Annotated in this window: 9 protein-coding genes; 3 read left to right on the top strand and 6 right to left on the bottom strand. The window is 69.7% G+C overall.

The annotated features are described in order from the left end of the window. Nucleotides 1-67: 67 nt before the first annotated feature. On the top strand, nt 68-1006 hold the full coding sequence (locus tag ACZ3HL_RS33975; protein ID WP_465535405.1) for an AraC family transcriptional regulator: 939 nt from the start codon (nt 68-70) through the stop codon (nt 1004-1006). Here ACZ3HL_RS33975 and ACZ3HL_RS33970 read toward each other — a convergent pair. The 5 genes from ACZ3HL_RS33970 to ACZ3HL_RS33950 are packed head-to-tail and all read right to left on the bottom strand — an operon-like array spanning nt 990 to nt 8423. Further along, nucleotides 990-1403, bottom strand: a complete 414-nt coding sequence (locus ACZ3HL_RS33970; RefSeq protein WP_465412344.1) for a PIN domain-containing protein — start codon at nt 1401-1403, stop codon at nt 990-992. The two genes, ACZ3HL_RS33975 and ACZ3HL_RS33970, sit on opposite strands and share 17 nt — an antisense overlap. Next, complete coding sequence (locus ACZ3HL_RS33965) at nt 1393-1659, bottom strand: type II toxin-antitoxin system Phd/YefM family antitoxin (protein WP_465412343.1); 267 nt, start codon at nt 1657-1659, stop codon at nt 1393-1395. Before ACZ3HL_RS33965 ends, ACZ3HL_RS33970 begins: the two co-directional genes overlap by 11 nt. A gap of 44 nt (nt 1660-1703) precedes the next feature. Then, on the bottom strand, nt 1704-6170 hold the full coding sequence (locus tag ACZ3HL_RS33960; protein ID WP_465535404.1) for a coiled-coil domain-containing protein: 4467 nt from the start codon (nt 6168-6170) through the stop codon (nt 1704-1706). A 13-nt stretch (nt 6171-6183) separates the two neighbouring features. Continuing rightward, the gene (locus ACZ3HL_RS33955) at nt 6184-6924 is read right to left on the bottom strand and encodes a hypothetical protein (protein ID WP_046199931.1); all 741 of its coding nucleotides are present in this window, start codon (nt 6922-6924) and stop codon (nt 6184-6186) included. A 47-nt stretch (nt 6925-6971) separates the two neighbouring features. Then, on the bottom strand, nt 6972-8423 hold the full coding sequence (locus ACZ3HL_RS33950; protein ID WP_465412525.1) for a hypothetical protein: 1452 nt from the start codon (nt 8421-8423) through the stop codon (nt 6972-6974). A gap of 97 nt (nt 8424-8520) precedes the next feature. Here ACZ3HL_RS33950 and ACZ3HL_RS33945 point away from each other — a divergent pair, with 97 nt between their 5' ends. Together ACZ3HL_RS33945 and ACZ3HL_RS33940 are read left to right on the top strand one after the other, a co-directional pair. Then, nucleotides 8521-8958 carry a PPOX class F420-dependent oxidoreductase gene (locus tag ACZ3HL_RS33945; RefSeq protein ID WP_465412341.1) on the top strand — a complete coding sequence of 146 codons (438 nt, stop codon included), beginning with the start codon at nt 8521-8523 and terminating at the stop codon, nt 8956-8958. Nucleotides 8959-9532: 574 nt separating this feature from the next. Beyond that, on the top strand, nt 9533-12037 hold the full coding sequence (locus tag ACZ3HL_RS33940) for a PQQ-dependent sugar dehydrogenase (RefSeq protein ID WP_465535494.1): 2505 nt from the start codon (nt 9533-9535) through the stop codon (nt 12035-12037). 106 nt (nt 12038-12143) lie between these two features. Here ACZ3HL_RS33940 and ACZ3HL_RS33935 read toward each other — a convergent pair whose 3' ends face one another. Further along, the gene (locus tag ACZ3HL_RS33935; protein ID WP_465535403.1) at nt 12144-12755 is read right to left on the bottom strand and encodes a TetR/AcrR family transcriptional regulator; all 612 of its coding nucleotides are present in this window, start codon (nt 12753-12755) and stop codon (nt 12144-12146) included. Between the last annotated feature and the right edge of the window lie 75 nt (nt 12756-12830).

The raw sequence follows: 12830 nt of genomic DNA, 5'->3' as shown, positions 1-12830 counted from the left end.
CTCGGTGACTGTATCGATGGCCGAGAATGCCATGAACATATCCGTTTGTCGCACTATCCTCGATGTCATGGACCTGTTGGCCGAAGCGCTCGCCGTGGGCGGAGTCCGCGGCACCGCCGGCGCGCGGATCGAGGCGTCCGGACCGTGGGGCATCCTCTGGCACGGCATCACCCGCGCCGCCTTCTACGCCATCACCTGCGGCACGGCCTGGCTGGAACTGGCCGGGCACCCGCCGCGGCAGCTCATGCCCGGCGACGTCGTCCTGTTGCCGAACGGCCCGGAGCACACTCTGCGCAGCGCCCCGGACGTCGCGATCATTCCCAATCTGTGCACGGCGGCCGAGAAGGCACGGGACTGCGGTGGCGTCCTGCGCCTCGGCTCCGGAGACGTGGAGACGCATGTCCTCGGCGCGTCCTACGACTACGACCCGGCGGTGTCCACCCAGGTGCTGGCCACCCTGCCGGAGCTGGTGCACATCCGCGCGAACCACGTCGGCGGCGGGCTGGACGACACCGTCCGGCTGTTGTCGCGGGAACTGGCCTCCCCGCAGATCGCCACCGAGTTCGTGCTCAACCGGCTCGTCGACATCCTCCTGGTCCAACTGCTGCGCGCGTGGCGGACAGAGAAACCAGCCGAGGCGCGGGGAACCTGGCTCGGTGTCCTCGGCGATCCGCTGATCAGCGTGGCACTGGCGAAGATCCACGAGGACCCGGCGAAACCGTGGACCACCGACCTGCTCGCGGCGGAACTGGCGACCTCGCGCAGCACGCTGACCCGCCGCTTCCGCGAAACCACCGGCCGGACACCCGGCGAGTACCTGACCCGGTGGCGGATGGACCTGGCCGCCGTCCGGCTGCGCGACACCGGCGACACGGTGGACACCATCGCGCGTTCGGTCGGCTACACGTCGGTGTACGCGTTCAGCCGCGCCTTCCGCCGCGCTCGCTGTCAGGCTCCTGGGCAGTACCGGGCCTCGACGCGGGAAGACCTCAAGCCTGCCGGGTGACGGGAACGACCTCGAGGAGTTCCTTCAAGCCTTCGAAATCCTGCGGATTGGTGGTGTACAAGGGCATCCGGTGCGCGATGGCCACGCTGGCGATCATCAGATCGGCCACCCGCCGCCGGGGCGTCCTGCCCATCGCGAGCACGGAAGCCGACACCCGGCCGAAGATCCGCGCCGCCTCGGTACCGAACGGCAGTGGGTCGAATTCCGATTCCACCCGTTGCAGAAGATCCGTGCGCCGGGCTCGTTCGGCCGGGTCAGCGGCGTAATGCGGTCCGGCGGACAGTTCGGCGAGCGTGATCGTGCTGATCGACATCAGGTCCGGCAGCTGGGCGTGGTCGATCGTCCGCCGGAGGATGAGGATGTTCGTGTCGAGCAGGCCGTGGACCTCAGCGGCCATAGGGATCTTCCGCCTCCCCCTCGAAAGCGTCGTCGAGGTCCGCGTGGAACCTGTCCGGGTCGATGAGCGGAGCGTTGGCCGAGCCGGTGGCGAACTGGTCCCGGGAAACGGCGTGACGGCGACACAGCGGGACCAGCTGGGCGATGGGCGAACCGCTGCGGGTCACAGTGAAAGTCTCCCCGTGCTCGACCGCGTCCATGATCTCGCCGGACCGGTTCCGGAGATCACGCTGGGAGATCTCGTGCTGAACGCTCATGGCCCCATGGTAGCGCCAGGTGGCACCGTGTGCCACCCCTCTCGTCAGGCCGTCTCCTCCTCCGGCTCCGGCTCGTCCGACGGCCGCGTGAACAGCCGCGTCGCCGAGAGCCGCGCGACGCCGTCCGGCTCGCCGAGTTCGTCGGTCGCGTTCCGGATCGTCGCGTCGACGGACAGGTACTTGCGGCCCGCCCGCAGGTCCGCGTCGTTGCGCAGCCGCACGATCAGCGGGAACTCGCTCAGCGCGCCGGCGTCGAACAGGCCGGTGGTGTAGATGAGCTGGACGCCCAGCGCCTCCGCGACCGCGCGCTGCAGTTCCAGCAGATAGCCCGCCGACGCGCGGCCGATCGGGTTGTCGAGGAACAGCACGCCGGAATGCCGGTTGCGCGCCTTGCCGCGGTTGTTCGCCCGCAGCGCCGCCAGGGTGCAGTAAAGGATGATCGCCGCGGTCAGCTGCTGCCCGCCGGAGAACACGTCCCGGATCTCGGAGACCCGCTGACGTTCGGTCCGCAGCACGGAGTCCGGTTTCAGCATGTCGACCCGGAAACCCTTGGGAGCGGCGGCCTGCACACCGCGCAGCACGAGCGAAAGCCCGTCCCGCTTGACATCCCGGCCGTCGGAGGTCTTGCCCACCGCGGCCTCGTCGACGACCTCGCCCAGTTTCTCGGCGAGCACGTTCTCCTCGAGTTCGGTGAAGCGGATCCGCAGGAACTCCTGGCCCGACCAGTCGCCGAGGCCGTCCGGCAGCCGCGAAACCCGTTGTGCCGCACGGAGAGTGCGCAGCGCGCCGTCGACCATGCCCTGCAGGCGGGTGATGATGCCGCCGCGGTGACGGTCGATCTGCGCGAGATCGTCGGTGAGCGTGCGCAGCCGGGGCCGCAGCGCCTCCGCCCATTCCGCGGCGTGGGCGGGCAGCTGATCGCGGCGGACCGAGATCACCTGCTGCCGCACCGGTGTGCTGAGCTTCTCGAACCGCTTGTCGGTGGCGTACTGCGCCAGCTGGTCGGCCGCGGCCCGCACCCGGCGGTCACCCGCGTCGGCGGCGTCCTGCGCCTCGGTGAGCGAGGTGTTGAGCCGGGAGTGCTTGGCGCGCGCGGATTCGACGTCGCCCTCGAACGCCGCCGCGTCGTCCTCTTTCGTCAAAAGGTGCGCCATGGATTCGGCCAGCAGGCCGAATCCCGACGCGGAGGTCTTCGCGGACTCGAGCGTCGCTTCGGCCGCGGCGCGGCGCTCCTGCAGTTCCTCCCATTTCCGCGCGGCGGCGGACACTTCGAGACTCGCCTCGTCGATCAGTTCCAGGCCGTGCTCGATGTCCTTCGGCCGCGCGTCGGAAGCGATCGCGGACGGCTGTTCCGGCAGCTGGTTCAGTTCAGCCTTTCGGGTCGCGACGAGCCCGACGATCTCGGTGCGCTCTTCCTCCAGCACCGCGACCGCGCGGTTCGCCCGCGCCTGCGCCGCCGCCCGCGCCGAAGCGTCGGAGCCGTCCGGTGTCTCCAGCAACGCCGAGGCCCGCTCGCGGACGGCGTCGTCCAGCGCCGCCACGGCCGCCCGCGCGGACGCCTCGACACTCTCGGCCTGGTCGAGTTCGGCACGGAGGTCGCTGCCGACCTCGACCTTCGCGTACGCCTCGGAAGCCGACGCGAAAGTCCGCCGCAACGCGTCCACCGGTTCGGTGGGCACGGGGTCGTTTTCGGTGACGTCACTCGACCCCGGCACCTCGGCCAGCTCCGCCTTCGCGGTCGTCGCCGTGCGCCGGTGCCCGTCGGCGGTGCGTTGCTCCTCGCTCGCCTGCTCACGCAGCCGGGACGCCTTCGCCGCCGCTTCGGACGCCGTCGTCTCGGCCCGCTCGGCGGTCTCGGTCGCGCGTTCGACGTCGTCCGTCCACTCGGGAATCTTCGCGGCGCGCGCGGCGAGCGTTTCGAGCCCGCGGGCCCGCTCCCCCGCCTCGGCCGAAGCCGCGCGCAGCTCGGGAACCCGTTCCCGGAGCCCGGCCGCCTTCTCGCCGAGGCGCTGGAACTCCTTCTCCGCCTGCTCCAACGCGGTCTGCGCGGTTTCGTGGGCGGTGCGCGCGTTCTGGAGCTGTTCCGCCAGAGTCGCGATGCTGCCGGGCGGGTAGTCCTCGCGCCAGGTCTTGAGCTTCCAGGACAGGGCGCTGTCGTCGGCCAGCGACGTCGCCAGCGCTTCCAGCCGTCGCTGACGTTCCGCGTGCCGGAGCGCGATGGCCTCGCGCTCGGCGTCGGCGGCCTCCTCGTCGTACATCGCCGGATTGGGCGGCACGAGGAACTCGATCCCCGCCTCACCCGGCAAGCGCTCGGTCGTGGTGGCCTCGGTCGTCGCGACCGGGATGATCGTGGTGGGCAGCAGACGCCGCTCCGCCAGGACCTTCTCGGCGAGCCGCACCTGCTCCGGCTCGTTGAGCAGGATCCCCGAGACGAGCTGAGGCGCGCGGGCCAGCACGGCCGCCCGCCGCTTCTTGTCCAAAGTAGACAGGTAACGCCAGCCGGACCACGCGTTCATCCCGGCGGCTTCCAGCGCGTCCAAAGCGGCCTGGACCTCTTCGGTGGCGGGCAGGAGGCCACCCGAACCGAGCGCGTTCAGCGCGCGCTCGTCGACGGATTCCTCCATCCGCAGCGCGGTCTGTTCCTTCTCCGCGGCCGAACCCGCCTCGCGCAGACGCTCCAGCAACACCGGGAGGTCCGTCTCCAGCGTGACGTCGTCCGCGCCGAGGAGTTCACTCAGCCGCGGTTCGACGGCGAGCGCGTCGGTACGCCGGTTCGCCCGGTCGAGTTCGTCGGCCGCGCGCTCCAGACGGTCCTTTGTGGACCCCGCGAGGCGGTGCGCGTCGTTGACGGTGGCTTGCGCGGACCGCAGATCTTCGGCGACGCGTTCGAGTTCCTGTTCGCGCCGGACGAGTTCCGCGGCGCTCTCCTCGGCGTCCGTCCTGGCCGCGCGCGCCGCTTCGGCGACGTCGGCACCGGCCTTGAGCGCGCCGGACCGGACGGTTTCCGCGATCTCCTCACGGATTTCGGCGATCCGCGCGCCCAGCCCGCGGGCCTCCGCACGGCGCGAGGCCGCGAGGTTCGCCGACTCGTCGCGTTCCGCCTGAGCCTTCTCCGCCTCGGCACGCAGGGCACCGACATGGGCTTCGGCCTTCGCCGCCTGCTCGGTGGCATTCTTGGCCAGCGCCAGCAGCCCCCGTGCGAGCGCGCCCGCGGCGGCGTTGCGCGCCTGCAGGGCGGGCTGCGCCTTCTGCTCGCGATTCCCCACCAGTTCCCGGAAATCGCGGGCCTTGCGAGAGGCGTTGAGGTGGTTGAGCACGGTCGCGCATTCACGCCAGGCCTCGGCGGCGGTCTTGGCCTCGGCCAGTTCGCCGTCGATCCGCTTCTTGCTCTCCTGCGCCTCCTCGAGCCGCAGTTTCCCGACCAGGCGGCGGAGTTCGGTGACTCCGGCGGTGAGCCGGCGGTGGTCGCCCTCGGCCAGTTTCTCCGCGGACTTCACCTCGTCGACGTGCTGTTCGAGCCCGCTGAGCCGCTCGTTCTCCAGCTTGTCGCGCGCGGCGACCTGGCCGGCCAGCGTCCTCATCTCGGCGCGGGCCGCGTCGGCGAGCTTCCGTGACGCGGCGGCGACACCTTCCTCCTCCGCCAGCGGCGTGAGCAGGTCGAGGGCACCGGCGACGAAATCGCGTTCCGACAGCAGATCCCCGCGCTGGGCGAGGTTGTGCGCATACGTCGCGACGACCTCGGCGAGATCTTTCGGCTCCTCCTCCGAAAGCACCGCGCGCAACAGGAACTCGACGAACGCCTCGTCGGTGCTGAACGCGAAAGCGTCGGCCGCCTCGCCCTCACCGGCGTTCATCGCGCGCTGGTACCGGAAAAGCTCGGTGTCGAGGCCGAGGCCGTCGAGCCGGGACGTCCATTCGTGGTGACGCCGGGTCCAGAACAGCTCCAGCTCCGGTTCGCCGCCGTGCACCTTGTCGAGCTGGTCGTGGAAGCCGGACATCGTCAGGAGCCTGCCGTCCGACGTCAGCGGGAGCGAGTCCAGATCGAGCGAGGGCGTCGGCCGGAAGCAGTACCAGGAATCGACGAGGTTCTCCGAGTCGGCCGACACCACGTGTCCGCGCCATTCCGACACCTTGCCGGTGATCACCCGGTGGCCGGTCTCGACCTGCAGCCACTCCAGCACGACGTGCGAGACGTCCTTGGCGGCGACGAACTTCTCCAGCACCTTGGTGTTCGTCGTGCCGACGACCTGGCGGCGGCCGGGCAGCATGACCGAGAAGATCAGCTTGATCAGGACGGATTTGCCGCCGCCGTTCTCCAGGAACAGCACACTCGCCGGAGACGGGCGCCGCGGCGGCCCTTCGCCGGCGAGGTGGATCCCGGCGCTGAACAGCGCGTCCTGTTTGGGCGCGGTGATGGCCGCGCCGACGCCGCTGAAGTCCAGCACGACGTCCTGATACCGCGCGCCCGCCGGGCCCACCGAGTGCAGGCGAACCCGCGAAAGCTCGTACATCGACTCCCCTTGGTTAAAGCGTGTCCGACGCGGCCGCGCGCAACGTCCCGCCGCCGTTGGCGACCGAGACCACGTTCAGTTCCAGCAGGTCGTCGAAGGCCGCGTCGGCGGCGAGTTCGCGCACCTGCACCTGATAGCGCGGTGTCGTCCGGTAGGTCCCGCCCTGTTCCCCGCTGACCTGGACAAGAAAGCCTTGATCGGCGAGGAAGCGCAGGGCGCGCGCGACCATGCCGCGGGTGGTGTCCGACGCCAGCCTGCCGTCCTTGGTCGCCGCCGCCGCCGGACGCCGGGCGTAGGCGCGCCAGGCCTGTTCGAGTTCGGGCGCGTCGGCCAGCGGGTCGTTGTTCGCCTCCGCCTCCGCCGCGCGCTCGTCGAGGATCCGGCAGGCCTCCCGCACCATCGCGTCCACCTGCTCGACGCTGACGCGGCCGATGTAGGTGTCGTTGGCGAGATCGTCCGGGCGCGGGTAGCCGAGCGCGGCCGTCGCGAGGTGGACGAGCCCGTGCAGGACCTTCTCTGTCTCTCTGCGCTCGCGGATCTTGCTCTGCCGCGCGTAGCTGTCCATCTTGATCTCGAAGACGGACTCGTCGGTCGCCGCCAGCACGGCACCGGCCTGGAGGTTGACCTCCAGCACCATCAGCCCGAGCCCGGCCGCGACCGCGTGCGTGAGCTGTTTGAACGCCCTGTCCTCGCCGTAGCGCCGGACGAGATCCCCGTACACGACATCCCGCGACGGGAGCTGCTTCGGGCGCATGCCGAAGGAAACCAGCCTGGCCGCGGACTCGACGTCCCCGGTTGTCGTCACGCGACCTCCTCCTCTTCTTCGTGGCGATCGACCGTGGCCGACGAAAGCAGCAGGTCCGCTCCGCCGAACTCCGGGTCTTCGAGCAGCGTGCCGTCGTCGACGGCCAGCAGCACCTGGCGCTCCCCCTGCCGGAGCGCCGCGCCGACCTCGGGACTGTAGGCGTGCACCGCGCGCAACGCGACCAGGGCGGGCAGCCCGGGATCGATCCGGCGGGCCTCTTCGAGCAGCCCGGACAGCCGCCGCGGCACCTCCGGCAGGTCGAGCAGGTCGTCGGCGAGGCGCCACTGCTCGTCACCGAACCTGTCGGTGACCTCGGCCGGCATGAGTTCGGGTTCGGGGATCTCGCCGACGAGCTGGTCGCGTTCGGGGGCGGGCCTCAGCAGGAGCGACACCAGCGACGACAGCGACGGCACGGTCGGCGGGGAGATCCCGGCGCCGGCGTGGAAGAACGATTCGGCGGGCGCGACGGCTTCGGCGATCGGCAGGCCCAGCGTCGGCATCAGAAGCTGGCCGAACAGGTCGATCGTCGCGCGCTGCGGCGGCCCGGAGAACTGCTGACGGTCCTGTTCGGCGCGGAACACCGCGCCCGCGTCGGCCAGCCGTGACTGGAGCCGGGTGTGACGGCGGATGCAGTCGCCGACGATGTCGACGAGTTCGGCCGCGCGGCGTTTGCGGTCGAGGTCCTCGGTCTCGTCCCTCGACGCGGTGATGTTCTTGAGGATCGCGTTCTCGGCGCGAAACCGGGACTCGATATGGGAAAGCGCCTGGTCCAGCAGGTCCGGGACCTCGCGCTCCCAGTCGACCGCGCGCACGTCACGGCGGGTGGCGTCGAGCTTGGCGCGCAAGGTCTCGCCGTACTGGACCGTCCGGTAGCGGGCCTGTTCCGCCGCGAGCTTGGCGTCGGCGAGGCGGCCGCGGTTGATCAGGTTCTCCAGTTTGACCTCGGCCGCGATCTGGGCGGACTCGACGTCGGTGTCGAGCGCGCCGACGAGCACGTTGATCGCTTCGTCGGTGGCGCGCAGGTAGACCTCGCCGTCGGGCGCGGCCAGCTCGACGAGCAGTTTGAAGTCGAACTGGCGGCGCTGGTAGCCGCCGCCGGGGCCGATGGAGCCGTAGACACGGCGGAAGCCGCGATCGGTGGTGCCGACGTTGATCAGGTTGTCGAGGACCCACCGGGCGACCTTGGCGTGCTCGTCGGGAGTCCGGCCGGGCGCCTGGAGCGCCACGAACGGCAGCAGCCGCGCGATCACCTGGTCGTGGTCGGCGCCGGTGTCGAAGTCCATCGAGACGGTGACCTGGTCGATCGTGTGCAGGGCGATCTCCGCCATCTGGTAGATCGTGGCGTCCGCCCAGTCCAGCTTCGCCTTGCGCGCGTCGAGGTCGTGCAAGGGCGCGGTGCAGGCCAGCGCCTTGAGGCGGCGGGTCAGCCCCTCGTCGGCCAGCCCCATCCCGGTCAGCTCGTCGTCTCGCACAGCAGGTCAGGCTAGTCGCCGTCCCCTTCACCCCGCACGGGTGACCGGGGTGGACGGCGGTAGCGTCTGGTTCATGCGTGAAATGAGCAGGGACGAATGGTGGGAGTTCGCGAGCGAGGGCACGCGGACGGGCATGCTCGGCCTGGTCCGCGCCAACGGGGCGGCGATCGTGACGCCGGTGTGGTTCCTGCTGAACGAGGGGCCGGACGGTGACGAACTGATCTTCACCACCGGCACGGACACCCTCAAGGGGAAGGCGCTGCGACGCGATCCGCGGCTGTCGCTGGCCGTCGACGACCAGAAGCCGCCGTACTCGTACGTGCAGTTCACCGCCGAAGCCGTGCTGCACAACGATCTCGACGAGATGCTCGAATGGGCGACCAGGCTCGGTGGGCGGTACATGGGCGAGGACAAGGCCGAGGCCTACGGCAAGCGGAACGCCGTCCCGGAAGAGTCGCTGGTGCGGGCGCGGATCACGAAGGTGATCGCGCGGGCGGACATCGCCGGCTGACGCTTTTTGGCTCCGCGTGAAGGCCCCCTTCCCTCGGCTGAGCCGAGGGAAGGGGGCCTTCACGCGCGTCGGGTGGGCTGGGTGTGGTCGCAGGCTTGAGCGTGTCGCGAAGTCGGCGCGCGGGTGAGCGAGCGACCACGTCACCCCTCCGGCGTCGCCGCCTCAGCCGAGGACGTTGCGAAAGCCACTTTCGCAACGCTCAAGGTTGCGAAAGTGGCTTTCGCAACCCGCCGGCGCCGAAGCCACGTGTCCCGCTGGCCGCGACACCCTCCCCTGTCGCATTTAGTCCTCTGGATGCGGTCCTTGCACACGCAAGTACCGCATCCAGAGGACTTAAATGCGACAGGGGGGCATGACTCTCCGTGTTGATGTTGGTCAAGTATTGACACGAAGCACCCGCTGGTGTGTGATCTGAACCATAGATAGGAAAGTTTCCTAACTAAAACTCCACGTCCCCCGCCGGGCTCGCCCGGTCCGCCGTTGCACCTCCCGAACCCCGACTTCACGCATGGAGGCTCCAGTGGCACCCCGACCACCGTGGCGAGCGCTGCTCGCGTGTGCCGCCGCGACGACGATGACCTTCGCCGTCCTGCCGGCTCTGCCCGCCGGCGCGGCACCGACCGATCACGAATCCGAAGCCGCGACCATCTCCCAAGGCGCTGTCGAAAAGAACCACGCGGGCTATTCCGGCACCGGGTTCGTGAACTTCGACAACGTCGTCGGCAGCTATGTCGAGTACACGGTGAACGCCGCCCAGGCCGGCACCCAGACACTGACCTTCCGCTACGCCAACGGAACCACGATCGACCGGCCCGTCTCCCTGAGCGTCAACGGGACCGCCGCCGGGACACTGTCCTTCCCCGGTACCGGGGCGTGGGCCACCTGGAAGACCGTCACCAAGGACGTCACCCTGGCCGCCGGGGCCAACAAGATCCGCACCACCGCGACGACCGCGAACGGCGGCCCCAACGCGGACAAGCTCACCGCGAGCGGGGTGCTCGACGCCGAGGCGCCGACCCCGCCGAAGAACCTGGCCGCCAAGGACATCAAGGCCCGCAGCGCCACCTTCACCTGGGAGGCCGCGACCGACAACGTCGGTGTGGTCCGATACGACGTCATGCGCGGCGGCAACGTCCTCAAGAGCGTCGACGGGAACACACTCACCACGACCGTCGACAACCTGCAGCCGAACACGGCCTACGACATCTCGGTCGGCGCCTTCGACGCGGCCGGAAACCCTTCGCAGCAAAGCAATGTCGTCCAGTTCACGACGCCGCCCAGCGGGGACACCACACCGCCGACGGTACCGGGGAACCTTCGCTCGACGTCGGTGACGGCGAACAGCGTCTCCTTGGCGTGGAACGCTTCCACGGACAACAGCGGCACCATCGCCGGTTACGACGTGTACCAGGGCACCACGAAGGTCGCGACGACGCCTTCGCTCGAAGCCACGGTGACCGGACTGACGGCGAACACGTCGTACACGTTCACGGTGAAGGCGCGTGACCTCGACGGCAACGCCTCGGCCGCGAGCAACGCGCTGACCGCGAAGACGAGCGGCGCCGCGGGCGGCGGGATTCCCGAGTACGACAAGGACATCACGAAGGCGGACCTCGCCTGGTCGGTCGGCTTCCTGCCGGACGGCACGGCGCTGGCGACCGAACGGGACCGGTTCGAGATCCTGCGGATCACGCCGTCGGGCGAGAAGACCACGGTCGGCAAAGTGCCCGGCGCGGTCGGCACCAACGGCGAGGGCGGCCTGCTCGGTATCGCGATCTCGCCGAACCACGCCACCGATCACGCGATCTACCTGTACCACACGGCATCCGGCGACAACCGGATCGTGAAGATGACCTACGACAACGGAAAGCTGTCTTCGTCCTCGACGCCGGTGCTCACCGGGATCGCCAAGAACCGTTACCACAACGGTGGAAGGCTGCGCTTCGGCCCGGACGGCAAGCTGTACGCCACCGTCGGCGACGGGCAGAACAAGGACACCGCGCAGAACAAGGGCTCGCTCAACGGGAAGATCCTGCGGGTCAACCCCGACGGATCGGCTCCGAGCGACAACCCGTTCTTCTCCACCGGCGGCAACGCCCGCTACGTGTGGAGCTTCGGGCACCGCAACCCGCAGGGCCTGGCGTGGGACTCCCGCGGCCAGCTGTGGGCTTCGGAGTTCGGTGACGGCAAGCTCGACGAGCTGAACCTGATCCAGAAGGGCGGCAACTTCGGCTGGCCCCAGTGCGAAGGCACCAGTGGCTCCTGCGGTGGCACGGTCGCGCCGAAGAAGACCTGGGCGACCAGTTCCGGCGGGCCGAGCGGGATCGAGATCGTCAACGACTGGATCTACGTCGCGGCCGTCACGAGCGAGCAGCTCTTCGCCACCCAGATCAACGCGGCGGGCAACGGCGTCGGCTCGGTGCAGTCGCTGTTCTCCGGCCGCTGGGGCAGGCTCCGCTCGGTCACCAAGACCCCGGACGGCGGCCTGTGGGTCACCTCGACCAACGCGGACAAGAACGGCGGCACCCCGAGCGGGATCGACAACGTCGTGGTCCGGCTGAAGTTCCCCGGCGCCTCGCAGCCGGGAGCGTTCAAGCTGACCAGTTCCGCGTTCGCCGACAACGCGTCGATCCCGGACAAGTTCACCTGCGCCGGTGACGGCACCGCCGGCCAGGACACGTCCCCGCCGCTGGCGTGGGGCGCCGGGACCACCGGCGCCAAGGGCTACGCGATCGTCTTCGCCGACGTGGCCAACAACGGCAACAAACTGCACTGGGCGATCTGGGACATCCCGGCGTCCACGGCTTCATTGCCCGAGAGCCTGGGAGCGGGCTACACCGTCCCGAACCAGAACGGCGCCAAGCAGAAGGCCATGGGCAGCGGGGCGAACTCGCAGAAATACTTCGGTCCCTGCCCCGGCGGCTCCAGCCATCCCTACACCTTCACGCTCTACGCGCTGAAGTCGGCGACGGTTCCGGGCTTGTCCTCGTCCTCGACGATGGCGCAGATCGAGACGGCGATCAAGAACGCCTCGACGGCCAACGTCAAGCTGCGCGGCAAATCCAGCGCCGCGTCCTGAGTCACGGCCGGGGTGTCCGGAGCGGCGCCGGGCACCCCGACCGTATCCAGTGTGAGCTGGAGGAAAGCCACCCCGCCCGGGACCTCCCGGCGGGGTGGTTTTTCGTTCACCAGCCGAACAGGTTCCGCATGATCCGCGCGCACCGCTCGATCATCGCCGCGGCGTCCTGATCCGGCTGGTCGATCCACCAGCTGATCAGCGAATCGACCACACCGGTCCACACCTGCGCGATCGCCTCGATGTCGCGGTCGTCGTCCAGGCCCCGCGAGTGCATCAGCTGGGCGGCGCCGACCAGCGCGAACCCGTCGAGCCGGTAGCGGTAGTCGATCGCGACGCCGGCGATCTCACCCGTCGAGGGCACCGTCGGGTCGCGGAGCAGCTTCCAGGCGTACCGGTCGTTGTCGAACGTCTCGAAAATGGCCGAGAGCACCGCGAGCGGCATCCGTTCCGGCGGCTCGCCCTCCGCCGCCATCGTCTCGGCGACCCCCTCAGTCAGCCTGTCCCCCGCCCGGTGCAGGCAGGCGAGATACAGCCCGTCCTTCGAGCCGAAGTACTGGTACAGCAAGGGTTTCGTGACGCCGACCCGGCGGGCGATCTCCACCATCGACGCCCCGGCGTACCCGTTCTTGCCGAATTCCTCCGTCCCGGCGCGCACGATCTGGGTCTCCCGCTCTTCGCGGGGCACCCCCTTCGTGCCGACGGCCCTTGCTTCTGTCACGGCGGTTATCTTACCCTGAGGTAAGTGACCCTTAGGTAAGTTACCTGATGGTCAGATCACGGGGGCGGACGAGGG

Source organism: Amycolatopsis sp. NPDC000009, from assembly GCF_055563465.1.
This window is presented reverse-complemented; position numbering and strand designations above follow the sequence as displayed.

What these genes read in the sequence shown, in the direction of transcription:
- ACZ3HL_RS33975 (WP_465535405.1), top strand. Translation starts at nt 68, where the DNA reads ATGGACCTGTTGGCCGAAGCGCTCGCCGTGGGCGGAGTCCGCGGCACC.
- ACZ3HL_RS33970 (WP_465412344.1), bottom strand. Translation starts at nt 1,403, where the DNA reads ATGGCCGCTGAGGTCCACGGCCTGCTCGACACGAACATCCTCATCCTC.
- ACZ3HL_RS33965 (WP_465412343.1), bottom strand. Translation starts at nt 1,659, where the DNA reads ATGAGCGTTCAGCACGAGATCTCCCAGCGTGATCTCCGGAACCGGTCC.
- ACZ3HL_RS33960 (WP_465535404.1), bottom strand. Translation starts at nt 6,170, where the DNA reads ATGTACGAGCTTTCGCGGGTTCGCCTGCACTCGGTGGGCCCGGCGGGC.
- ACZ3HL_RS33955 (WP_046199931.1), bottom strand. Translation starts at nt 6,924, where the DNA reads ATGCGCCCGAAGCAGCTCCCGTCGCGGGATGTCGTGTACGGGGATCTC.
- ACZ3HL_RS33950 (WP_465412525.1), bottom strand. Translation starts at nt 8,423, where the DNA reads ATGGGGCTGGCCGACGAGGGGCTGACCCGCCGCCTCAAGGCGCTGGCC.
- ACZ3HL_RS33945 (WP_465412341.1), top strand. Translation starts at nt 8,521, where the DNA reads ATGCGTGAAATGAGCAGGGACGAATGGTGGGAGTTCGCGAGCGAGGGC.
- ACZ3HL_RS33940 (WP_465535494.1), top strand. Translation starts at nt 9,533, where the DNA reads ATGACCTTCGCCGTCCTGCCGGCTCTGCCCGCCGGCGCGGCACCGACC.